The organism is Desulfobulbus oralis, assembly GCF_002952055.1.
GTDB classification, from domain to species: Bacteria; Desulfobacterota; Desulfobulbia; order Desulfobulbales; family Desulfobulbaceae; genus Desulfobulbus; species Desulfobulbus oralis.
Genome location: NZ_CP021255.1, coordinates 1,557,317 through 1,582,500 on the forward strand (window position 1 = coordinate 1,557,317; position 25,184 = coordinate 1,582,500).

The following is a 25,184-nucleotide window of genomic DNA, read 5'->3' on the forward strand; positions in this document are numbered from 1 at the left end:
CGTGAAGACGGCAAAGAGCGGCATTATACCGGCACCTCTGTGGCCCTGCCACCCGAAAAGAGCCTATTCGACCCGTTGGCAGAGGTTTTCCACTTCCGTCCATTTTTCCCTGAGCCGTTTTTCCGAAACCGGCCCCCTGGTGCCGAGTTCCGGCGCAAAGACCGAAATACGGAACTCTTCCACCAAGGCGGCATATTCCTGCAAAATTTTCCGGCAGGGGCTGGATGGCCGGGCATGGCGGAGCAGTTTTTCCGCTTCTGCCAGCCGCCCTTCCGGGCCCTTCAGGCGCTGGGCCTTGAGGGCGTCCTTTTTGGGATCGTGTTCGGCCCGCTCGATGCGGAGGGCAAGCGCCTGCAGATAGCGGCCGCGTTCCCGCAGCTCGATGGCGGTGAGGCTGTCCAGAAAATCCGCGGGCAGGATACGCGCCACCGCGCTCTGGTATTCAGCGAAACGGGCCGTATCGAAGCAGCGCAGTTGCCTGGACCGGTCGGCCCAGGCGGCGATCTGCGTCACCACGGCCCGGCGCTGCTGCACCAGAGTGCCCACACGCTCCAGAACTGGCCCGGCCCTTCTCAAAAGGCCCTCCCTTTTGACCAGTGCCACTGCCTCGTCAAACTGGCTTTGCGTGGGCAGGCTCAACATGTCCAGGGCAAAGACCGCATCCAGGACAAAGGCAAAAAGGCGGTGCTGCAGTGCCGTGGCACTGAGGCCCGCGCCCAGATTCAGCCATGAGGCGGACCTGGCGCTGATGAGTTCCCTGCACTGCCTGCGGAGCGCCGCGCCTTCCCGGGCAAACTCCTGCAGCAAAAGCAGGTGCAGCGCGGCCCGGATGCTGGCCCGGCTTTCCTCCCGGTTCGTGGTGTAGTACAGCTCGACCGGCCCGGCCGGCTTTGGCCGCAGGCCCGCATAGGCCAGGAGTTCCGGCTTGCCCGGGCCGGTCTTGATGGTCATGACGGGCTCTATGCCGGCAAGTCCGCCGGCCTGCACCTGCCGGCCCTTGGGCAGGGCCACGGCCGGTTCCGGAACATGCGGGCCGCTGTCCGCACAGCGCCTGCCGAGCTCGGCCAGCGAGCGGCCCTGGGCCAGCGTTTCGCCGGCCTCATCCTGCACCACAAAACGCATCCTGAGGTGGATTGGCAGCGTGTCGGCCTGCCAGTCGCTCCGCGCGACCACGATCTGATAATGCCTGAAAATCACCCGTTCCAGCTCCTGATACAGTGAGCCCTGATACAGGTTCAGGCTGTCCAGAATCCGCTCCACCGCCTCCGGCAGCGGCACCAGATGCCGGCGGAGCGCCTTGGGCAGGCGCCTGCAGAGGTGCAGCACCTTGTCCGGCAGGAGGCCGGGCACCAGCCACTCAAAGGGCTGCGGATTCAGCTCCGGCACCTGACGGAGCGACACCAGCGCGCTCACGCCATCGTCCTCCGCGCCGGGCGCAAAATGGTAGCGCAGGGGAATTGTCATGCCATTGCTGCGCAGGCTTGGCGGATAACGGTACAGCTCGTCGCTGTCCGGTTCGGCCTGGCACAGGTCGCTTTCGCTCATGCGGAGGAACTCGTCCGAACCGGCATCCCGAATCAGCCGTTTCAGACCGCTGCGGTCGCATACCGCGCCCAGGCGGCTGGCGTAAAAGGCACGGAGGGCTTCTTCGTCCACCACGATGCCGCGCCGCCGTACCCGGTCTTCCAGCTCCTCGAAGTGCCGGCGCAACGCGAGGTTGTGTTCCAGGAAAGGAAAGTCGCCGCCCAGAGTGCCCTCAAGCAGCGCGCTTCTGATGAATATTTCCTGGGCCTCGAGCTGCGCTTTGGCGCTGACCCGGCCATAATCCACGGGCCGGCCCGCCACTATGCACAGGCCAAAGAGCGTCACCCTTTCCAGGGCCATCACCCGGCCCGTTTTTTTCTCCCAGTGCGGGGCTGACCAGCTCTTTTTGCACAGCGACCCGGCCAGCGGCTCCAGCCACTCCGGCTGGATGGCCGCCACAGTGCGGGCAAAGAGCTGGGAGGTTTCCACAAATTCAGCGGCCAGGGCCCAGTCCGGCCCCCTGTTGTACAGGCCGGAACCCGGGAACAGCATGACCTCGCGGCCACCAGCGGCAAGATAGGCGTTTTTCTCCTTTTTCTGGCAGATATTGCGCAGGAAGCCGCTTGCCAGCGCCTTGTGCACGTTTTCGTATGCGGCCGTTTCCCTGTTCACTTGCTGGCGCTGTTCTTTGGGCAGGAGGCGCAGAATCTGCTCCTGCACATCCATCCACTCCCGCATCCGCTGCCACGAAAGAAAATGGGTCTTGCAGAATCTGGAAAGCTGCGAATTGCTGGGCCGCTCGCCATGCTGGAACAGGAGATCCCAGATGGTCAAAAGGCCCAGAAAGTCCGATTGCCTGTGGCGGAAAATCTGCTGGGCCGCATCGGCCTTGCCCTCCTGATCCGGCGGCCGCACCCGCGGATCCTGGATGGAGAGTGCGGCGGCCAGAATCACGCATTCCCGGAGGGCATTCTGGCGGCTGGCCTCCAGCACGATCCGGCTGATGCGCGGGTCGAGCGGCAGCCGTGCCATGAAGCGGCCCTGCCGGCTCAGGCGGCGTTTGTCCCCTGTGCCCTCGAAGGCGCCCAGTTCGTCCAAAAGCCGGTAGCCGTCCTTCAGCGCCGCGGGCGGCGGCGGGTCGACAAAGGGAAAATCCGCCGGCTGGCCCAGGTGCAGGTCGCTCATCCGCAGAATGACCTCGGCCAGATTTGAGCGCTGGATTTCCGGTGGGGTAAAGGGCTCGCGACTCTGGTAGTCCTCTTCGCTGTAGAGGCGGATGCACAGGCCCGGCCCCACGCGACCGCAGCGGCCACGGCGCTGCTCGCAGCTGGCCTGCGAAATGCGGCTGACCCGCAGGCTGGTGGTGCCGCTTTTCGGATTGTAGCGGGTAATCCGGGCCAGACCGGTGTCCACGACAACCCGGATGCCCGGCACGGTGATGGAGGTTTCCGCCACATTGGTGGCCACAATGATCTTGCGGCGCTGAGCGGGCCGGAAGACGGCCCGCTGCGCCTGGGCGGGCAGGCGACCGAAGAGCGGCAGCAAAAGGTGGTTGCTCTCCAGGTGTTTCAGGCTGTCCAGGGTGTCGTTGATGTCCCGCTCCGTGGGCATGAAGACGAGGATGTCGCCGTCAGGACCTGGGGCCGTGGGGGTACAGAGGCTGGTCACCGCGGCAACGGCCTGATCCACATAGGAATTTTCCGCTTCCTCGCCCCTGTCGCCGGCCCAGTATTCGGTGTTGATCGGAAAGCCGCGGCCCTCGATGGCGATGACCGGCGCGCCTTCAAAATGCCTGCTGAAACGCTCCGCATCGATGGTGGCCGAGGAGATGATGAGCTTGAGATCGGAACGTCGGGCCAGGAGGCGCTTCAGGTAGCCCAGGAGAAAATCGATGTTCAGACTGCGCTCATGGGCCTCGTCCAGGATAATGGTGTCGTACTGCAGCAGTTCCGGGTCTGCGCGGGTTTCCGCCAGGAGTACGCCGTCGGTCATGAATTTGATGAGTGTGTCCCGGGACGTCTGGTCGTGAAAGCGGATCTTGCAGCCGATCCTCGCAGCTGTGCCGCTTTCTTCGGCTACCCGGTCCGCCACCGAGAGTGCGGCAATCCGGCGCGGCTGGGTGCAGCCTATCATGCCCGCCTGCCCGCGCCCGGCATCCAGACACATCCTGGGGAGCTGGGTGGTTTTGCCGGAGCCGGTGTCGCCGATCAGCACAAGACATCGATTGCCGGCAATCGCCGCCACAATCTCGTCATGATGGGCCATTATGGGGAGCTCAGAGGCCAAAGCGGACAAAGCTGTTTACACTGCAGATGGAAAGGTACAGTACTGATATACAATACTATTTTCAGTCGAATTTACGGGCCAACAGTGAGTTGCACGAAGTTTTAAACCACTTTGCGGCAACCGCTGTCTCTTCGCAGGTTTTACTATGGTACAATCTGCAAGGCAGCCCCGCACCCGACTGCTAAAACTGTATCTGACAGGCCGGAATTGGTTCTGCAGTTCGGATTTTCAGGAGGCTATGCAAAAAGGCATCCAGGATAGCTGTTTGCCCTGAATCCGGTGGATCCGGGGTAGCAGTGATAATTTCCTGGCTGTAGGCCTGCAGATTTAAGCCGTAGAGTGTCTCCAGCTCATGAATGAGATCATGGTTTGGGCTAGTCAACCAGGTCGCATGCACTAAATTCTGGAATACCGCATTATCTTTTCCTAGGTCAGGTGCTGCTTCAAATGGTGCCAGATCTTCTATGTCAATTAAATACGGTAGCATTCCCTTGATGCCACGTTCAAACCACATGAATGGCTCGGATGTACTGCTCAAACATACAACATCGAACCAAGCACATGCTTCGGGCGAGACCTCAAAAAATTTGCTGGCATGAGCTGCAGCATACGAACTGATTCGTTTTGTCTGTACAAGCTGCCGGGCCATCATGAGAAGGCGACAGCTTTCCGAGCCATCCGGCACTGCGAGTAAAAGTCGCAGGCCTGGGCTTTTGGGGGCTGCCCACAATGGTGTAAAGGGGGCAGGCCAATGTTGGCCGCTCAACTGGGTCCTGGGGATCCGGGCGCGGCTGTAGTTGGACTCAGACAGGGTGAGATTTGGATTATAGGCTGGATCATGATACCAAACATTAGGCCAGCGTTTTTTCAACAGGGAGATTTCGTTCCAGAAACGAGTTATTTTTTCAGGCGTTTCGTCCTTTCCACGGGATATCGATTCATGATGAATAAGTACTACCTCTGGGTTACACAGATTCGTATAACCATGTTCGCGTAATTTCAGACAGAAATCAACATCATTATAACCTACGGCAAAATTAACTTCGTCGAGACCGCCAACTTCCTTATAAACGGCTTTGCGTACAGCCAGACATGCACCAGTGACTGCAGAGTAGGAGCGTAAAAACTGCGCCTGTCCGTGATAGCCATTGCTGTCCTTTGGCAAACCTTTATAAACATGCTCCGCGCATCTGCCCAGACCCAAGATCACTCCGGAATGCTGAATCGTACGATTTGGATAGAGAAGTTTGGCGGAAACCGCGCCAACTCCAGGTAACAAAGCCAGGGATACCAGTTGTGATAACCAGTTATTGGTAATAATCTCGGTATCGTTGTTGAGAAGTACTACAATATCTCCTTTAGCTTCAGATACAGCAATATTGTTAATATGAGAATAGTTGAATATTCCATCATATCGTAATAAACGAACAAGTTTCTTGTCAGCCAATTGTTTAAAATAAATCAAGGCATTGTTATCATCAGAGCCATTATCGACCAGGATAATTTCGTAATTTTTGTATATGGTTTTTTGTATGATACTATCAATACATTGGCGTACCACTGCTTCAGCGTTACGAGTAGGAATAATAATCGAGGCAAGAGGCTGATTCTCGTTGGTATTTGTTGTAAATGTTTGACTAACCCCTTTGGGCTGCTCGTTTATAATATTTTTATTTGTGCGACTGTGATATAGAACACGCGGAATATGGATAATTTGTGACGATTCAATATGCTCAACTGCCTGTGTGGCCAGCGCATAATCTTGTGAACCCTCATGACCAGTACGAAGTCCTCCAATATCCATCAGGATTTTTCGGCGGTATACCCCAAGATGGGAAATCAGGTTATGGGAACGAAACAGCCATGGGTCCCAGTCACTTTTGAAGTAGGCTTCTTTCAGTTCATTGTTCTCATCGATTGTATCCTCATCGGAGTAGATAAGGCTTGCATCCGGGTGGCGGTTGAGCGCCTCTGTCACCCAGAACAGCGCATCTTCTGTCAGCAGGTCATCTTTACCTAAAAATGCAACAAATTCACCTGAGGCCAGCTCCAATGCAGAGTTGGCGGCTTGGATCCTATCTTCTTTTTGTAAACAAGGGATGATCTTTATACGATTATTTTCTGATTTGAATTTTTGTAGAATTGCAGCAGTAGATCCATCCGTTGATGTGACGTTGACAATACAGAGTTCCCAGTGCGGATAAAGCTGTTTATTGACTGATTCAATTGCGGCAATGAGAAAATTGGCATTGGATTCATTTACAGTCATTACAAGAGAAATGCAGGGTGTATATGAAAATTCAGCAATTTGTTTCTGTATCAATAAACGATCGCTGTCATTCAACGCATAAAAATTTTTATACCATGTATGGTAGTTTATGACCGAGTATGTAAGCTCTGGCTGGTTTGGATCGTGCGTCAAAAGACCCTGTTTTTGCCCCTTTTGTAGATAGTGTAGAAAAGGTGATAGGTTTGTAGGTAGCTGATCCAGGTAGTGGGAGAGATACCAGCCTGTATCAAAGTTCTGATTTGGGTTGCGCCCCTCAAATTGACCAAATTCAAGAAAATGCAGAAGTGGATTAATGCCACTTTGTTTGATATCTGGATAGTGATCTAAATACCAGGAGGTATCAAAGTGTGGACCTGGACAACGATTCTCCTTTGCCCCAAACAGGTGAAAATGAAGCAATGGATCAAGTCCATTTTCTTTGACGTCCGGGTATTTTTCGAGATACCAGGTAGTATCAAAATATGGATTAGGGTTGGTATTTTTCCAATTGGAATGTTCGAGGTAATGGGTAAAGGCTATCTCGTTGTTTATCGCTTCTGAGTATTGCTGTTGATACCATATTGCATCAAAGTATGGATTTGGACTGGTATCTTCCTGAGCACCATATACAATATAGTATTGTAATGGATGCATATTCATAGCTTTAATCCAGGGATATTTTTGCAAATACCAGGATGTCCAGAAATATGGATTGGGATTATACCAAAACTCTCCAGAATGACTCAAGAAATGAGCAAGAGGCTCGCAGAAATCATTCGCTTTAAGATAAGTTTCTGCATACCATGTTGGATTAAAGTATGGATTTGGCCATCTATCTTCTCGCCAGCCCTGTTGTTGGTAGTGAACAAGCGGATGAATTCCTTGCTTTTTTACTTGTGGATTTTTATCCAGATACCAGGTTGTCCAGAAATATGGATTGGGATTACGTCCTTCGGCAAGACCGTATAAAAGAAAATGCAGGAATGGATTCAACCCACTCGCAGCTACATCCGGGTACTCAGCCAAATACCAGGATGTGAAAAAGTAGGGGTTTGGGTTGCGTCCTTCGCTTGCCCCATAAAAAAAATAGTGGCTTACTAAATCACTCCGGGACAGCTGCAAAGCAGGGTCATTCTGACGATAAAAGTGGGGGTCAAAAAGGGGTATAGCCTGGAGCAATTGTTTAAGCTGCTGTAATTGTGAATTCTTTTTCCTGATGACACGATTTAAAAGGGTTTTTACCTGGCACCTGATGGTATCAGCATGTTTGCCTTCAGGAGATAGCAATGGACGCCATGAAACGCTGCCCATATTTTTATAGCGACAGGCAACGTTATTTAGGATTTTCTGTAATTTATCTCTATCACCTTTCAATCTAAAATTATTGATTTTTTCATAAAAATATTGCTGCTGCGTGACAGAGAGTTCACTATCGCTCAATTCTTTATGAGCATAAGCAATATCAATAGATTTCGATGGGGTAACAGATAATTCTTTTTGTATTTCTGTCCATATATGTACCTTTTTTGCAACATACGGCCAAAGTGTATCAGGATTTTCCCAGGCCTTGCGCAAATCAGTCAGTGAATAAGAAAAGCCAAAAGATTTCAGAACTGCCAGTATAAGCTCGGGATAAAGCAGTGGCACTGATGCATTTGGCTGACGCACTCCCCCCAGTCTATCAATTGTGCAGTACAGGTGATTGATAACAACTGGTAAGAACGGCACTCTGCTGCTTGCATGCCATTCCTGATCAAAAAACTGCAAGGTTCCTTCTTGATTTACCCGCGCATTAAAGGGAGATGCGTCAACAAATCCTGGCGGCAATGTCCCTGCTGCATCCAGATTCTTTTTTATCTCCTCCATCCAGGGCTTCAATGCATCACAGAACTCCTGCACCGTCCATCCGGGGCGACTGACCACGCGCCGGCCTCGTTCGAGAATTTCTTCCCCTTCGATATAGGATTCGCTGGTCGGACAAAAGCGATAGGCGCCTTCGCTGGCCATCTCCGGCTCAAGGCGTTTGCGCAACACCTGGATCGTATTGCTGCCCTGCTTGAAGCGGACACACTTGGCATATCTTTTTTCGTTGCGCGGAGGGACGCCATAGTGAAAGGCCAGCACATCCTTTTCCCAGACTGACTGGGGAGCTTTTTGTTCCGCATGGGCCACAAAGCACATGGAATTCGCCAGTTCGGCCAACAGCCCCGCCTGCAGCACACTGCGCCAGGCTTCAGGCAAATTGAATATGGGCGGGACATCGAAGGGCCGGCTGGAGTCCAGCAGGGAGCCGACATGCCAGCCATTCTCTGCCGCCTCGATGCCTGTTGGCGTGATGATGCTGACAGGCAGTTTGTAGTCGGGGGCGGGGATAAATTGCTCGCACAGGCCAAAACCCGCCTGTTGCAACATCTGCAGCAGTTGCTTTCGGCTGAAGGTTTCCGCCGTGTGCCTGCCGTACGCTCCTGCTATTCCACCCCAGGCAATATTTAAATGCTCTTCGGGAACACCGGCAAAGTACTTGAGGCCCAGTTTGTTTTCCAAAGCGAGCACCAAAAAGCCGTCTGCCTTCAGGAATGAGCGGGCCTGTTGCAGCAGGGCAAGGGCGGCATTGTCACGCTGGTCAAACACGGCCGCATATTCCAGCACACCAACCAGTGTGACCACATCAAACTTGCCCAGCTTCTCCGAAAGATTTTGAATCTGGTCGGCAATGACCACGACATTGTTCAGGGAGCTGCAACGGGCAGCGGTAATTTCGGCACGTCGGGCACTGCCCTCTACGGCACAGACCTCAAGGGCATTGGCCTCGCCCAGAAAACGGGTAAGTGCGCCGCAGCCGCAACCCAGCTCCAGTACCCGGGCGTTGCGCAGGTGCGCCGCGAGCGGTCGCAGCAGATTGGTGCGCTGCGGTGAAAGATGGTAGAAGCTGGGCCAATCCTTTTGGTGCACAAAAAGTTCCGGAGAAAAGACAGATCTGTCCGTCAGGCTGCGCACGGTTTGCAGCAGGGCATTTTCCTGGTCGTCACCGTCGGAGTAGGAAAAGGGGGGAGCTTGAGCAGGCTGCCAAAGCCCGGTATTTTCATGAAAGTGATAGTATTGCTTCAGGGTAGCTTTCAGGGCACTGTTCATGGTGTTTTCCAAAAAAGATGACAGCCTGCTTCAGCATTCTGTCTCAATGTGCATGTGCAGATCGCCCAGGCCAAAAAAGTTTGTCGGGCCGTGCACCACGAGCAGCAAAGCATCGTAGCGCCTGTCCAGCGGATTGTCGCCGGCATCGGTGGCCAGTCCCAGCGAGATGAAGTATTCCCCGGGAGCGAGGTCGCAGCGGAAGGCAAAGGAGGAGACGGCCATTGCACCGGCTGTAACGGCTTTGCCCGCCTTTTGGGCATTATTGATCTCGGAGTTGGTGCCGTAAACCGTGACGCCGTCCTTGGTCTTGATGGTGCAACCCCAGATGGGACGGAAAAAGTCGCGCAGGAAAAGCGCCTTGACATGCAGGGTCAGCGTATCGCCCGCCACTATGTGCAGGGGATCACCGGTGGAGCTCAGCATAACGTCGAGGATTCTGGCTCCGCCATTGCCCCAGCGGTATTCGTATGGGTTGTAGAGCGGGTTGGCGGCAAAACGATCTTCTGCAGAACTGTCTTGCAGAAAGGCACACAGGGCGGGATCGGCGCTTATAGCTTGCGGCGTCGTAATCTCCGCCTTTTCCACTGCTTCTTCCGCAAGATCACGGCCAAACAGAATATCCAGGTACCGGTTCGCCACATCCCGCGGCAGGCCGTCCATGAGAATTTCACCGTCGGCCAGCAGCAGGGCGCGGTTGCACTGTCTGACTATTTCCTCTGTGGAATGGCTCACAAACAGGAAGGTCACGCCCTCTGTCCTCATTTCATCGATTCGGGCAAAGCAGCGGCGCTGAAAACGGGCATCCCCAACGCTCAAGGCCTCGTCTACGATCAGAATATCCGGTTTGACCTGAACCGCCGCGGCAAAGGCCAGGCGGATAAACATGCCGCTGGAATAGACCTTGACCGGCTGATTGATGAAATCGCCGATATCGGCAAAGGCCACGATATCAGGAATCATCGCCTCCGTTTCCCTGCGACTGAAACCCTGAATTGCGCCCTGAAAATAGAGGTTTTCCAAGCCGGTGCGCTCCGGGTGAAAGCCGGCCCCCAGCTCCAGCAGCGCGGAAATGCGGCCGTTGACCGCCACCTTGCCCATGGTCGGCGTAATGACCCTGCACAGGAGTTTGAGAAGGGTCGATTTGCCGGCGCCGTTGACCCCCATGATGCCCAGGGATTCGCCGCGACAGACGGTAAAGGAAATGTCGTGCAGGGCGGGGAAAGGAGTGTGCCGGCATCGATGCCGGGGGTCTATGGCCTCCAGCACCTTGTCTCGCCTTCTGGCATAGAGGCGATATTCTTTGGAAACGTGGGCAACGTCTATGATAATATCGTCTGCCATGATTACAGCTCGTCGGCAAAGTACGGGCGCAGTTTTTTGAAAATGAGGAGGCCAAGCAGCAGGGTGCCCAGTGTCCAGGTCCAGAAGAGTGCATGCTCGAACAGTTGGCGTTCCCAGAACCAGCGGTGAAAGAGAAAGGTTTCACGGAGTCCCTGCACGCAGTAGAAGACAGGATTGAGGTGCAGGAGCCAGCGCCACTGTTCCGGTACCATGTTCGGGCTCCAGAAGACCGGCGTTGCCCAAAAACCGATGTTGATCCCGATCCCGATGAGGCTGTTGGTGTCCGGAATGAAAATGGACAGAGACGAGCTTATGAAGGCAATACCCACCAAAAGCAGAAACAAGGCGCCTGTATAATAGAACCACTGCAGCCAGTGGATGCAGGGAGCAATATGAAAAAATGCCAGTACACCCAACATGAAGACCATCAGACAGCAGTGGGTGATGAGTGGGGTGCAGATGCGAATCGGAGGTAGAAAAGAAATGCGAAACAGGGCCTTGCGTACGAGAAAGGCATATGAGGAGACTGCCGAGACGCCGCGGCCCAGACCCTCGGCAAAAAACTGCCAGCAGATCATGCCACAGGTCAGCCAGGCCACAAAGGGCACTCCGCTGGCATCCACCGGCGGTACGCGAAAGCCGACCTGAAACACGATCGCCATGATGGCGATGCTGACAAGCGGCATGATGATGGCCCACAGAATGCCCAGATAGGAGCTGAAATAGTTCTGGGAGAAGTCGTTGTAAATCAGGGAAAGCAGATTCCTGCGGACTTGCCATGCCTGGGAAAGAAGACTCATGTTGAATGTTGTGGGAGGGCGGCCAAAAGTACACGAAACGAGAAAACCCTTGCGTTGCCCCTGTCTATACCTAATATAGCGGGCAAAGGCATTAAAAATTTTTTACGTTCCGCCCCTGTCCGGCAGGCGCGGTTTACCTTTGTGTGCAAGGATTCCCTATGAAAAATATCCGCAAAGCTGTCATCCCGGTTGCCGGTCTGGGTACCCGTTTTCTGCCCGCGACCAAGGCCATTCCCAAGGAAATGCTCACCATTGTCGACCGGCCGACCATTCAGTACATCGTCGAGGAGGCCGTGGCCTCGGGCATCGAGCAGATCATTCTGGTCACCAGCTCTGGCAAGCAGGCCATTGAAAACCATTTCGACTATGATTTCCAGCTCGACACGGTGCTCAAAGAACGCAACAAAACCCAGTTGCGCGAGGAACTGCGTCATATCTCGAACCTGATCGACGTGACCACCGTGCGCCAGAAAGAGCCTCTGGGCCTGGGGCACGCCATCCTGATGGCCCGCAATCTGGTGGGCGACGAGCCCTTTTTCGTGCTCTTGGGCGACGATCTGGTGCAGGGCAAGGTCGCGTGCTGCAAACAGATGATCGATCTGTACGAACAGGTGCGGACCTCTATCGTTGCCATTCAGCATATACCGGAACAGGATGCGCACCAGTACGGCATTGTCGAGGGCGAGGCCAGCGAATTCGAGCGGGCCTGGCGAGTCAACCGCATGATCGAAAAACCGGCGCCTGGCACCTCCAGCTCCGACATGGCGATCATAGGCCGCTACCTGCTGATGCCGGATATCTTCGATCTGCTGGAGAAGACGACACCCGGCCATGGCGGTGAAATCCAGCTGACCGACGCGCTGCAAGCGCTCGCCAAGCGGCAGGGCATGTTTGCCTACGAGTTTGAGGGCAAGCGCTACGATGCGGGCGACAAGCTGGGTTACCTCAAGGCGGTGGTCGATTTTGCCTTGATTCACCCGCAGTTGGGGCCGGCCTTTGAGGAACATCTCAAGACTGTGTGCAGCCAGTTGCCGGACTGAATGGAGACCGGCCGCCGGCTCTATGAAGTGGCGGTGGCCGCACCGCTGGCCACCACACTGACCTATGCCGGGCCCATTGGGCAGGATCAGCCTCTGCCGGTGGGCTCTGTCGTGCGGGTTCCGCTGGGCGGGCGGCAGGTGACAGGCTATGTCCTGGGGGAGGCGAGGCCGGATGCGGGTGCGCTCCATAAAGTGCGGCCGCTTTCAGAAGTGCTGGGCACCGGGCCCTTCTTTCCGGCCGGGCTGGTGCCCTTTTACCGCTGGATCGCGCAGTACTATCATTTCCCTGTTGGTGAGGTCATCCGGACTGCCCTGCCGCTGGCGCCGGGCCTGAAGACTTACCGGCGAGTCCTTGTGACCGGGCTGGGCAATGAAGAGGATATCCTGACGGTGGCAGCCCCTGCTTCCTGGCCCTGGCTGCAGAGGCTGGCTGCGGCAGGCCAGCTCGGCAGCGCAGAGGTGCGACGTCTGTGGCGGAATCCACCGGAGCGGCGTACGCTTCTCAGCCTGGAAAAGCGTGGCCTGGTGCGCATTGTCTCGGGCTTTGAGCTTGCCGGCGGCCGTGCCAAGACCGAGGCCGTGCTGCAGCCTGAAGGCCGCCTGGCGGAGCTGCTGGGGCAAGGGGGGCAAGCGCCCGATGCTTCCTGCTTTGACTCTGAGACAGCGCCCCTGCGCAGGAGCGAGTGCAAGCTCCTGGGCCTGTTTTGCGATCTGGCCCCTTCATTTCCCGATCACGTGGTGCCGAGGGCCCCTCTGCGGCAGGCCTATCCAAATCATACCCCGGCTCTGCAGCGGCTTGTGGCCCGCGGCCTCCTGAGCTTGCACCAACGTGCGGTCCTTCGTGATCCCTTTGCCGGCCTTCAGCGGCGGCCCTGTCCAGTCCCTGACCTGACTGCTGCGCAGAAGAGCGCGCTCGCCTCGATGAGCGCAGCCATAAGAGCCCACGAATTTGTTCCTTTTTTACTCTTTGGGGTAACCGGCAGCGGCAAGACGGAAGTCTATCTGCAGGCGCTGGACACCGCCCTGGCTCTGGGGCGAAGCGCCCTGATTCTGGTGCCGGAAATTACCCTGGCCGCACAGCTCGAGCGCGATCTGCACGCCCGCTTCGGAGAGCTTGTGGCCGTACTGCACAGCGGCATGAGCGATGGCGAGCGCATCGACCAGTGGCAGCTGGTGTTGCATGGCCAGGCCAGAGTGGTGCTGGGCGCCCGCTCGGCGGTCTTTGCCCCGCTTGCCGACCTGGGACTGGTCATTGTGGATGAGGAGCACGATTCCTCCTACAAACAGGAAGAGGGCCTGCCGTACCAGGGCCGCGATCTGGCCGTGTTGCGGGCGCAACTGGCCGGCTGCCCGGTGGTTTTGGGCTCGGCCACACCCGCATTGACCAGCTATTGGCACACGCAGACCGGCAAGTACCAGCTTCTGCACCTGCCTGCACGGGTCAACCCGCAGCCATTGCCGCAGGTAAGCGTGGTGGACATGAAAGCCGGCCAGCAACCGAGCCGCCTGTTTTCTGTGCAGCTCCTGGCAGCCATGCGGGAAAATCTGGCCCAGAAGCAGCAAACGCTTCTGTTTCTCAATCGCCGCGGTTTCGCCACCTTTATGCAGTGCCCGGACTGCGGCCATGTGCTTGAATGCCGGCATTGCCATGTTGCCCTGACCCTGCATCGGGCACAGAACCGCCTTTTGTGTCATTACTGCGGTTATCAACTGCATCCGGATACGGTCTGTCCGGCCTGCGGTTCGCACCGGATGCTGGGGCGTGGCTTTGGCACCGAGCGGATCGAGGAGGAAATTGCCGCTTTTTTCCCCGAGGCGCGGACCGTGCGGGTGGACAGTGACAACAAAAAGAACCGGCGCACCATGCTCGAGCTGATGCAAGCCATGCGGAGCCGGGACATCGATATCCTGATCGGTACCCAGATCATTGCCAAGGGCCTGCACTTTCCGCATGTGGCGCTGGTGGGCGTGCTGTGGGCCGATGCCGGGCTGAGTCTGCCGGATTTTCGCGCCGGCGAACGGACTTTTGCCCAGCTCGTGCAGGTGACCGGCAGGGCAGGGCGGGGGGAGACGCCCGGCCGGGTCATCATCCAGACATGCCGGCCCGACCACTACGCAGTGCGGCTGGCGCAGCAGCAGGATTATGTCGGCCTCTATGCCGAAGAGATCGAGCTGCGCCGGCAACTGGCCTATCCGCCCCTGACCCGGCTGGTGAATGTGCGCCTGAGCGGTGAGCATGAGGCCGAGGTCGAGCGGGGGGCGGGCGCTGTCGCCGCGTTTTTGCGACGCAAGGCCGGCCCGGTGGTGGTGCTTGGTCCGGCGCCGGCGCCGCTTGTCAAAATAAAGGACCGGGTGCGCTGGCAGCTGCTTTTGAAAAGCTCTGACCTGCACGCGCTCCATGCCCTGTGCGACGAACTCTGCAGCCAGAAACACCGGCTCTGCCCGAGAAATACGACCCTGCAGGTGGATGTGGATCCGGAGAACATGCTGTAGCGGTGCATCCATCCGGGCCGGCAATCCGCCGCCGGACGGTCTGAGGGAAGCGGACAGGACAAAAAGCTGACCGGACAGCACCTTTCGGTGGCATATTACCGTTTCTCCGCAGCCTTTATTGTTTCAAAATCCATGAGACAGCAGTGATCGGGAGCGCATTCAGTTCGCCAATATATCCTTCAAATATTTTCCCGTAATGCTTTCTTCATTACCTGCCATCTCCTCAGGTGTTCCTCTGGCGACAATGCGTCCGCCCCGCTGTCCACCGCCCGGTCCCATATCAATCACATAATCTGAGTTTGCAATAACATCCAGGTCATGCTCGATGACAATGACCGTTGCACCTGCATCCACCAGTTTTGTGAACACCGATAAAAGCACCTGCACGTCCAGCGGATGAAGACCGATGGTCGGTTCGTCAAAGACAAATACCGCATCCTCCTGCGTTCTGCCCATCTCGCTTGCTAGTTTCAGTCTTTGCGCCTCGCCGCCGGACAGAGCAGGAGTATCTTCCCCGAGAGTCAGGTAGCCAAGGCCAAGGCCCTGCAGGACAGACAGATTGCCCTGTATCTTCTTTGCCGCCGAGAAAATCGGAATAGCTTCCTTTACAGTCATTTGCATAAGCTCAGGAAGTGTATACTCCGTTGCCGAATTCTTCGGCATCCAACGGACGAGGTCGGCATCCTTGCTGTAGCGTGAACCGCCGCAATCAGGGCATGTGATGGTCACGTCAGGCAAAAACTGCACATCAAGGGCCAGTTGCCCCGTACCGTCGCAGGTCGGGCAGCGAAGCTCTCCCGTATTGTAGGAAAATGCTCCTGCACCAAGCTTGCGCTCCTTTGCCGCATCCGTCTTTGCATACAGCTTCCTCAAATCGTCGAGCACGCCGCTGTAGGTAGCCACCGTAGAGCGGATATTTATACCAATGGGCGTCGCGTCAATCAGATTTGCCCTGCGAATTCCCTCCGCTTCAATGCTCGTGACATGAGCCGGCAGCTTGCTGCCTTCTATATGAGCAGAAAGTCCCGGAATCAGGCTTTCCAGTACCATTGTCGTCTTGCCGGAGCCGGATACTCCTGTCACCGTGGTCATTCTGCCTTTCGGGATTTCAACAGTAAGAGCATGAACGGTGTGGATCGGGGCAGTTTTCAGCCGGATTGTTCCGTGGGCGAACAGCTCCTCCCCTTTTGCCCGTTTTCTGGTGAGAACCTTTTCCTCATCCGTCAGGAACGGTGCGATTTTGGAAGCTTTTGTCCGGGCAATCTCTTCTATGCTGCCCTGCGCGATGACAGTACCGCCCTCACTGCCGGCAAGCGGCCCCATCTCGATCATATGATCGGCGCACTTTAGCACACGTACATCGTGGTCTACCAGGACAACGGAATTGCCGTCCTCAATCAGGCTGTCCACGACTGCCATAAGACCACCAATGTTGGAAGGATGCAGACCAATACTCGGCTCATCAAGCACATACATCACCCCTGTAGTTTCATTCCTGACGGCGCGGGCGAGCTGCACCCGCTGACGCTCTCCAGTGGAAAGCGTGCTGCTGCTACGGTCAAGAGAAAGATAGTCAAGGCCTAAATCCTTCAGCCGTTTTGCATTGTCCGTAAATGATTTGATGATGTTTTCAGCCATCGGGCGCATATCTGCCGGCAGCGTACCCGGAACCGAATCCACCCAGACAAGCAGTTCATTCAGCGTCATAGCGCTTGCCTCGGCAAGATTCTTTCCGGCAAGTGTCGTGGAACGCACCTTTGCCGACAGCCTTGTTCCGCCGCATTCAGGACAGGCCGCTTCATGCAGGAACTTTTCCACGCGCTTCATGCCCTTTTCATCCTTGACCTTGCTGAGCGCGTTTTCCACCGTATAGACAGCGCTGTAGTATGTAAAGTCCATCTCAGCGGCAACATTGGTCTTGTCATTCACATAGAAAATATGGCGCTTTTCCGCAGGCCCGTGGAACACGATTTCTTGCTCTTCAGGCGTCAGATCCTTGAAGGGCACATTCGTCCGCACACCCATCTCGCGGGCGATGTCTTTCATCAGCGCCCACATCAGTGTCCGCCAGGGTGCTACGGCGCCTTCGTCTATGGAAAGCGTTGCATCCGGAACCAGCGTACCTTCATCCACGCTACGGACAACGCCGGTTCCGGAGCAGGTCGGGCAGGCACCCTCCGAGTTAAATGCCATCGCCTCGGCACCTGGACCGTAGAACTCCTCGCCGCAGACAGGACATTTTGTCGGCAGCATCAGCGCCACATCCATATTCGGCGGACAGGCATGTCCATTTGGGCAGCAGTGGCTTCCAAGCCGGGAAAACATCAAGCGCAGACTATTGAGCAACTCCGATGATGTTCCGAATGTGCTGCGCACTCCTGGAACTCCTGGCCGCTGGTGCAGTGCCAGTGCTGCTGGAACATGCTTGATCTCGTCAACATCTGCACGTTCCGCCTGCGTGATCCTGCGTCGGGTATAGGTAGAGAGTGCCTCCAGATAGCGTCTGGAGCCCTCCGCATACAGCGTCCCCAATGCAAGGGAGGATTTGCCGGAGCCGGACACTCCCGCGATGGCCACCAACTCGCCCAGAGGAATATCCACGTCAATATTTTTCAGATTATGTACTTTCGCCCCGCGAACAATGATTTTTTGGGGGACGTTTCGTTCTTGTTCCATCTTCTCATCAGTCATTCTTCTCTGATTTCACGGTACTACAGCGGCCATTTTTCAGAGAGAAGTTCCCGCCATTTTCGCCTCAGGAAATGCGATAGTTTTTGTTATATTTTTTCTCTTTTGACATGTCACAGGCATTGATCATCCGTACGGAGTTCATGAAAGTAAAGCAGATAACCCAGCATTCGATGGGAGCAAGAGCCGTATAAAATCCGGCAGCATAGGTGTTTTATGCGCCCAGCCGTGGTGATGAAGTAGCATTTAGCAGCCTAAGTACGAAGCATAAACATTTTATCTGCCAGCTTATGTCTTTTGGTGCTGCAAGGACGCAGTTTTTTGGAAACAGCGATATGATTTCGACAGGGGTGCATGACAATTTTCCGGGGCAACGCATGCCTACGGCCTGAGACCTCGCTTCCTGGGGCTCAGGCCAGCATCAGGCCTGCGGCAAAACACAGGCTGTAGGCCAGCCCAACTCTGCCCGTGCCTGCCAGGGCTTCATTCAGCACCGTGCCCTCATTGTCGCGCACGACCCGCCAGGTGGGCCAGGCCAGGACGAGCGAGGCCCAGCTCAGCATGGCTGTCCACGGCAACAGACCGGAAAGAATCAAAAAAGGCAGCAGCGCATATGCCCCCGTAAGACAGGCCAGATACTCGCGCCGGGCCCAGGCAGCGCCGAAACGAACGGCCAGCGTTTTCCGGCCCGCAGCGGCATCGGTGACCCGGTCCCGCAGGTTGTTGACCACCAGAATGGCGGTGATGAGGAGCCCGACCGGGATGGACATCCACCACGCCGATGCGCTGATGTGAAGCACCTGCACGTAGTACGTGCCCGCCACCGCCACCGGCCCGAAAAAGAGAAAGGCCACCGGATCGCCCAGCCCGTGCTCGCCAAAGGGGTATGGCCCGCCGGTATAGGCAAGGGCAGCGAGAATCGCGACCACACCCAGCAGGAGCATCAGCCAGCTCGAAGTCCAGGCCAGGTAGCACCAGAGCGCCAGGGCGGCAGAAAAGACCAGCTTCATGCCGCGCTTGACCGCATCCGGCGTGAGTAAACCTGCCTGCGTGACGCGCAAGGGCCCCTTGCGCTCGGCAGTGTCCACCCCGCGTTCAAAATCAAAGACATCGTTTGCGAAATTGCTGCCGATTTGCAGCAAAAGCGCCACCAGCATGGCGGCCAGGGCCGGGCCGAGGCGGAAAACGCCGTCATGGGCGGTGAGGGCGCAGGCGACAATGACCGCAGACAGCGCCGCCGGCAGGGTTTTGGGCCGGATGGCGAGCCACCAGATATGGAGGCGGGAATATGCGTGTTTTTCCGGATTCATGTTGCAGCAGCCTCAGACAATGAGCAAAGCGGCATAGCCGACCACCTGGGCAGTGTCGCCGCTGGCCTCGCCGGAATCGGTGTAACGAACAAGCTCCGCTTTTTTGGCGCCCAGGGCCAGCGCCACAAGGAGTGCCACCGTCACGGGCACACAGCCGCACATGCTGATGTGCTCCTGGCGCACGGTGTCGAACAGGCCCGCTGCGTCCAGTGCCACAATCCGGGCAATGGCGGCCCTGTCCTTGCGGCTGCCCACAGCCCGGGACTCATAGTGGTTCATGTCGGTCGAGGCGACGAGCAGGACCGGCCTGCCGTATGCCATCAGTGCGGCATGCAGTCCTGTGGCCAGTTCCTGGCACTGGGCCAGCCTGAGGCCGCCCAGGCAGAGGGCGGAGATCTGCAAATCGGGCCGGGCCCGATGCAGAAAGGGCAGCAGCACTTCAAGCGAATGCTCGCGGCTGTGGGCCTGCCGGTCTTCCTGCACCAGGCGGCAGTGCCGCAGAATGGCTGCGTTCAGATCGCGATTTGCCGGAATGTCCGCGCCGGGAATCTGCCAGTCATCCGGCGAAAGCGCGCAGCCATGGCCCAGGCCGGTATGATTGGGCCCAAGAAGCAGCACACTTGCCGGCACCTTGGCCCGGCCCAGGGCCGCGCCCGCGGTTGCGCCGGAGTAGATATAGCCGGCATGCGGCACAATAAGGGCCAGGGCATGGCTCTTGTCCTGCTCCGGCATGCAGCGCGCCACTTCGGCCCTGAGGCTGGCCGGATCGCCTGCGTAAAAACGACCGGCAGCGACGGGAGGACGAAGGAGCGGCTTCATCATGACTGCACGAAATCCCAGCTTGTGCCCTTGGGGCCATCCTTCAGGGCTATGCCCCTGGCAAGCAGCTTGTCGCGGATGGCATCCGAAGCTGCCCAGTTTCTGGCCTTGCGGGCCGCGGCGCGCTCGGCGATCAGACCCAGGATGTCGGCCTCCGAAAGCCCCAGGGCAGCCAGTTTATCTTCGGTGCGGCCTTCGTTTCGCTCCCGGTGGGGCTGCCGCAACAGGCCCAGAATGCCGCCCAGTTCACGCAGAGCGCCTGCCGCCTTATGCAGGCGCTGCAGATCGGAGGTGGCGGGATGTTCCGGCAGCCGGTCCAGCACCTGATTCAGCGCCTTGGCTGTCTCGAAGAAGTGTCCCAGAGCCAGGGCGCTGTTGAAATCGTTGTCCATGGCCTCGTAAAAGCGGGTTTTAAAACCCGCGAGCTGCGCAGTTCCGGCCTCGGTGATGCAGCCATCGGTATCGTCGGTCCCTGTCTGCGGCAGGGCCTCGATGCGCTCCACCGCGGCGTAGAGCCGGGCCAGACCCGTGCCGGCGTCGTGCAGGGCTGTCTCGTTGAAGTCAATGGGGGAACGGTAGTGCGCGGAAAAGATGAAGAGCCGCAAAACCTCGGGCGGGTACTTGGCCAGCACATCCCGGATGGTGAGGAAGTTGCCCAGGGACTTGGACATCTTTTCCTCCCTGATGGTCACAAAGCCGTGATGCATCCACAATCTGGCAAAGCCCATGCCCGATGCGCCGCAGCTTTGGGCAATCTCGTTTTCGTGGTGCGGAAAAACCAGATCCTTGCCGCCGCCGTGAATGTCAAAATCATTGCCCAGATATTTCCGGCTCATGGCCGAGCACTCGATATGCCAGCCTGGTCGGCCCGGCCCCCATGGGCTGTCCCAGCTCGGCTCGCCGGCTTTGGCCCCCTTCCACAGGGCAAAATCCATGGGATTTTCCTTGACCGCATTGACTTCCACCCGGGCGCCGGCCATCATGTCGTCCAGCGTGCGGCCGGACAGGCGGCCATAGTCCCGGAAGCGCGCCACACGGTAGAACACATCGCCGCCCGCGGCATAGGCGAGGCCCTTGTCCATCAATTCCCGGATAAGCGCGATCATTTCCGGAATGTGCTCGGTCGCGCGGGGCTCCACATCGGGCCGCTGCACGCCCAAGGCCTCCATATCCGTGCAGAATTCAGCAATAAAGCGCTGGGCCAGGGCTGCCGGCTCCACACCGAGTTTGTGGGAACGGGCAATGATTTTATCGTCCACGTCGGTGAAATTGCGGACAAAGGACACCTGGTAGCCACGGTGACGCAGATAGCGCGCCACCATGTCGAAAACCAGGGCCGAGCGGGCATGACCCACGTGGCAATAGTCATAGGGGGTGATACCGCAGACGTAGAGCTTCACGTGGCCTGGCTCCAGGGGCTCCAGTGGCTCCTTCGCACGGCTCATGGTGTTGTATATGCTGATTGACATGCCCTTTGCTCCCCAGAAAAAAATTGATGACCCGCCTATTGTAAGGCAGGCGGCCAGGAACACAAGCGCCTAATCCGCCTTGCCTCGCCAGGGGGCGATCACTGGCAAAAGCATGAGCCCCGGCAGGGCCAGAAAAGTACAGACTGTGAAAAAGAGCGGCCAGCCCAACGTGTCGGCCAGCCAGCCCGTGGGCGCGGCGATGATGACCCGGGGCACCCCCATGATGCTGGTGAGCAGCGCGTACTGCGTGGCTGTGAAACGCACATTGGTCAGACTCGCCATGTAGGCGGTATAGGCGGCTGTGCCCATGCCGCCGCTCAAATTCTCAAAGGCGATAACTGCGGCCAGCCACGACAGATCGTGGCCCACGAAGGCCAGCACGATGAAGCCCGGAATCGAGGCCATCTGCAGAAAACCGAAGAGCCACAGGCCACCGACCAGACCGGTGCGCAGCATGATGGCCGCACCCGCGATCCCGCCCAGAATCACCGCCCAGGTGCCAAAGAGCTTGACCACCGCACCGATTTCTTTCTTGCTGAAGCCGAGGTCCAGATAAAATGGCATGGTCATGGCAGTCGCCATCTGGTCGCCAATCTTGTAGAGCAAGATGAACAGCAGAATGAGCAGCGCCCGGTTGTGGCGGAAGAAATCCAGAAACGGCTCGATGACACTTTCACGGAAATTCTTCGGCGTGCCCTGCCGCAAAGGCGGCTCCGGGCAAAACAGCGTGGTGGCCGCCCCAATGCCCATCAGAAAGGCCATAATGAGATAGACCCGGGAAAAGGGCATGAAATCGGCCAGAATCAGTCCGCCGCCGCCGGCCAGAAGCATGCCCAGCCGGTAGCCGCTGATGTAGAGTGCACTGCCGGAGCCCAATTCCGCATCGCTCAGGTCTTCACGGCGATAGGCATCGACCACGATGTCCTGCGAGGCGGAGAAAAAGGTGACCAAAGCTGCCATGAGCGCTACCAGCCAGGGCATGGCTACCGGATCACTTTGCCCGAGCCCCACGAGCGCCAGGGCCAGGGCGATTTGCACTGACAAGAGCCAGCCGCGGCGGCGGCCCAGAAACGACGGAATGAAGCGGTCAAAAACCGGAGCCCAGAGAAACTTGCAGGTATAGGGCAGACCTACCAGCGCGTACAGGCCAATGACCGTGAGTTCCACGCCCGCGTCCTTCATCCAGGCCTGTAGGACCTGGCCCGTCAGCATAAGCGGCAGGCCGCAGGAAAAGCCCATCAGAAAGGCCACCAGCATGCGTGGCGAGCAAAGTTGGCCTAGAGGGGGGTAGAGTGAGCAGAGTTGCTGGAACAATGGAGACATTTTGCTTGCAGGAAAGAGGCAAAAGGAACAAAAACGGAACACAAGACAGATTGTCTGTTTACCACATTGCTCGGGACAGGCAAAAAATATTCACCGCTTTGACAAGAAATGCCGGAACCACCTGTTGACATGGATTCCGTGCGCGCTCGGGTACTGGACTGGTTCGCGCACTGCAAACGGCCCCTGCCCTGGCGGCAGGATTATCTGCCCTATGCTGTCTGGATTGCGGAAATCATGGGTCAGCAGACCCAGCTCGAGCGGGTGGCGGAATACTTCACCCGCTGGATGGGGCAATTTCCGGACATAGCGACGCTGGCCTCGGCGCCGGAACAGGCCGTGCTGAAGAGCTGGGAAGGACTGGGCTATTACAGCCGGGCGCACAATATCCGGCGCACGGCGAAAATGCTTGTGGACGAATATGGCGGGCAACTGCCGCAGGACAAAAAGGCACTCCTGACTCTGCCAGGCATCGGGCCCTACACGGCGGCAGCCATTTTGTCCATCGGCTTCAACCAGGCGGCCCCTCTCGTGGACGCCAATGTGGAACGCATCTTTGCCCGGCTTCTTGACCTGGAGGAGCCTGTCAAATCAGCGGCCGGCAAACAAAGGACGCAGGAACTGGCCGCTTGCTTCCTCGATCCGCACGCGGCCCGTACCTGCAACGAAGCGCTCATGGAATTCGGCGAACGGGTCTGCACCCCAAAAAGGCCCCTGTGCGGCAAGTGCCCGCTCAACGGGCTCTGTCTGGCCTTCAGGCGGGACACCGTGGCCATGCGGCCGGTTCTGCTCGGGCGACCGCAGCGCCTCGACCTCTTCATGGCCTGCGGCATTATCCGCCAAAACGGGCTGTTCTATATCCAGCAGCGCCTGCAGAACGACATCTGGGGCGGCCTCTGGGAATTCCCCGGCGGCAAGATGGAAAACGGCGAGTTGCCCGAAGATGCGGCAATTCGGGAAATCCTGGAAGAAACCGGCTGGCAGGTACGGATTGATGCTCCATTCCGCAGCGTGGTGCATCACTACACCCGTTACCGGGTCACGCTGCACAGCTTCTTCTGCACAATAGCGGCCGGCCAGCGGGCAGAACCCTGCCTTGCCGCAGCCAGCCAGTATGCCTGGGTGGAGGCGCAGGCTCTGGCGCGATACCCCTATCCATCGGGTCACCGGCAACTGGTGGCAGCACTCCTGAAGTCGCCCGTTTTTCCGGCTCATCTTTGAGAGTAGAGTTGGCCCCCTGGTTGTGGTTTTGTTTAATTTTTGCAATAAGATTGTGGGGATGGAGCAGGGCTGTAATTTTTTGACCAGAAATCTTTTGACAAGTGTTTGAGGGATGGGGTATAAGGGCGGCTCTGCTGCTGCGGGGCTTGGACCGGGTGTGAGGCGAGGGTCTCGGGTCTTGGGAAAAAGTTTCTGGGGCAGTGGAAAAGGGTTTGACAAGTCTTTCGTGATAGGGTAGAAAGGCGGGCTCTGGCTGGGAGATGATCCTGGCGCTTGATCTTTGAAAACTGAACAGGAAGAGCGGGCCAAGAAATTGGTTTTGAGTGATCGGACGAGAGTCTGGTCGAAGTGATTTGCTAGGCATTGAACTGGAGAGTTTGATCCTGGCTCAGAACGAACGCTGGCGGCGTGCTTAACACATGCAAGTCGAACGCGAACGGGACTTCGGTTCCTAGTAGAGTGGCGCACGGGTGAGTAACGCGTAGATAACCTGTCTTCATATCCGGAATAACACGCCGAAAGGGGTACTAATACCGGATATTCTTGCATTTCACAGGTAAGGCAAGGAAAGGTGGCCTCTGATTCAAGCTACTGTATGAAGAGGGGTCTGCGTACCATTAGCTAGTAGGTGGGGTAATGGCCTACCTAGGCGACGATGGTTAGCGGGTCTGAGAGGATGATCCGCCACACTGGCACTGGAATACGGGCCAGACTCCTACGGGAGGCAGCAGTGAGGAATATTGCGCAATGGGGGCAACCCTGACGCAGCGACGCCGCGTGAGTGAGGAAGGTCTTCGGATCGTAAAGCTCTGTCAAGAGGGAAGAAGTGCAAGGCAGCGAATAACTGTTTTGTTTGACGGTACCTCTAAAGGAAGCACCGGCTAACTCCGTGCCAGCAGCCGCGGTAATACGGAGGGTGCGAGCGTTGTTCGGAATCACTGGGCGTAAAGGGCGCGCAGGCGGGCTGTCAAGTCAGATGTGAAATCCCACGGCTTAACTGTGGACGTGCATTTGAAACTGGCAGTCTTGAGTACCAGAGGGGAATGTGGAATTCCCGGTGTAGAGGTGAAATTCGTAGATATCGGGAGGAATACCGGTGGCGAAGGCGACATTCTGGCTGGATACTGACGCTGAGGCGCGAAAGCGTGGGGAGCAAACAGGATTAGATACCCTGGTAGTCCACGCCGTAAACGATGTGAACTAGATGCAGGGGGTGTTGATCCCCTCTGTGTCGCAGCTAACGCATTAAGTTCACCGCCTGGGGAGTACGGTCGCAAGATTAAAACTCAAAGGAATTGACGGGGCCCGCACAAGCGGTGGAGTATGTGGTTTAATTCGATGCAACGCGAAGAACCTTACCTGGTCTTGACATCCCGGAGACGCCCATGAAAGTGGGTGGTGCCTTCTTTGAAGGAATCCGGAGACAGGTGCTGCATGGCTGTCGTCAGCTCGTGTCGTGAGATGTTGGGTTA

12 protein-coding genes and 1 rRNA gene (1 of these 13 cut by a window edge) are annotated in these 25,184 nt (G+C 57.1%); 4 read left to right on the forward strand and 9 right to left on the reverse strand.

Annotated features, from left to right (window positions below; all coding sequences use genetic code 11):
* Positions 1-63 precede the first annotated feature (63 nt).
* The 4 genes from hrpA to CAY53_RS06930 form a co-directional block, all read right to left on the reverse strand.
* On the reverse strand, positions 64-3,819 hold the full coding sequence (gene hrpA / locus CAY53_RS06895) for an ATP-dependent RNA helicase HrpA (RefSeq protein ID WP_342752451.1): 3,756 nt from the start codon (positions 3,817-3,819) through the stop codon (positions 64-66).
* A 172-nt stretch (positions 3,820-3,991) separates the two neighbouring features.
* The gene (locus CAY53_RS12630; protein WP_146106442.1) at positions 3,992-9,211 is read right to left on the reverse strand and encodes a glycosyltransferase; all 5,220 of its coding nucleotides are present in this window, start codon (positions 9,209-9,211) and stop codon (positions 3,992-3,994) included.
* A gap of 30 nt (positions 9,212-9,241) precedes the next feature.
* Positions 9,242-10,552: an ABC transporter ATP-binding protein gene (locus tag CAY53_RS06925; RefSeq protein ID WP_104936504.1), complete on the reverse strand. Its 1,311-nt coding sequence runs from the start codon at positions 10,550-10,552 to the stop codon at positions 9,242-9,244.
* Between the two features lie 2 nt (positions 10,553-10,554).
* Positions 10,555-11,352 carry an ABC transporter permease gene (locus CAY53_RS06930; RefSeq protein ID WP_104936505.1) on the reverse strand — a complete coding sequence of 266 codons (798 nt, stop codon included), beginning with the start codon at positions 11,350-11,352 and terminating at the stop codon, positions 10,555-10,557.
* Between the two features lie 158 nt (positions 11,353-11,510).
* On the opposite strand from CAY53_RS06930, the gene galU reads away from it, so the two are divergent.
* Complete coding sequence (gene galU / locus CAY53_RS06935) at positions 11,511-12,392, forward strand: UTP--glucose-1-phosphate uridylyltransferase GalU (RefSeq protein WP_104936506.1); 882 nt, start codon at positions 11,511-11,513, stop codon at positions 12,390-12,392.
* Positions 12,393-14,885 carry a replication restart helicase PriA gene (priA, locus tag CAY53_RS06940; protein ID WP_104936507.1) on the forward strand — a complete coding sequence of 831 codons (2,493 nt, stop codon included), beginning with the start codon at positions 12,393-12,395 and terminating at the stop codon, positions 14,883-14,885.
* 159 nt (positions 14,886-15,044) lie between these two features.
* Here priA and CAY53_RS06945 read toward each other — a convergent pair whose 3' ends face one another.
* The 5 genes from CAY53_RS06945 to CAY53_RS06965 all read right to left on the reverse strand — a co-directional run bounded on the left by CAY53_RS06945 (position 15,045) and on the right by CAY53_RS06965 (position 22,494).
* A complete protein-coding gene (locus tag CAY53_RS06945) occupies positions 15,045-17,576 on the reverse strand; it encodes an excinuclease ABC subunit UvrA (protein WP_104936508.1) in 2,532 nt (843 codons plus the stop codon).
* A gap of 407 nt (positions 17,577-17,983) precedes the next feature.
* Positions 17,984-18,883 (reverse strand): 1,4-dihydroxy-2-naphthoate polyprenyltransferase, encoded by a 900-nt coding sequence (locus CAY53_RS06950; protein WP_104936509.1) that lies wholly within the window; start codon positions 18,881-18,883, stop codon positions 17,984-17,986.
* 12 nt (positions 18,884-18,895) lie between these two features.
* Positions 18,896-19,705: an AmmeMemoRadiSam system protein B gene (gene amrB, locus CAY53_RS06955; protein WP_245874754.1), complete on the reverse strand. Its 810-nt coding sequence runs from the start codon at positions 19,703-19,705 to the stop codon at positions 18,896-18,898.
* A complete protein-coding gene (gene cysS, locus CAY53_RS06960; protein ID WP_104936511.1) occupies positions 19,702-21,171 on the reverse strand; it encodes a cysteine--tRNA ligase in 1,470 nt (489 codons plus the stop codon). The genes amrB and cysS overlap by 4 nt, the downstream gene beginning before the upstream one ends.
* Positions 21,172-21,240: 69 nt before the next feature.
* Complete coding sequence (locus tag CAY53_RS06965) at positions 21,241-22,494, reverse strand: AmpG family muropeptide MFS transporter (protein WP_104936512.1); 1,254 nt, start codon at positions 22,492-22,494, stop codon at positions 21,241-21,243.
* Positions 22,495-22,623: 129 nt separating this feature from the next.
* On the opposite strand from CAY53_RS06965, the gene CAY53_RS06970 reads away from it, so the two are divergent.
* Together CAY53_RS06970 and CAY53_RS06975 are read left to right on the forward strand one after the other, a co-directional pair.
* Positions 22,624-23,712, forward strand: a complete 1,089-nt coding sequence (locus CAY53_RS06970; RefSeq protein WP_104936513.1) for an A/G-specific adenine glycosylase — start codon at positions 22,624-22,626, stop codon at positions 23,710-23,712.
* 365 nt (positions 23,713-24,077) lie between these two features.
* Positions 24,078-25,184 (forward strand): 16S ribosomal RNA (locus CAY53_RS06975); it runs 450 nt beyond the window's last position.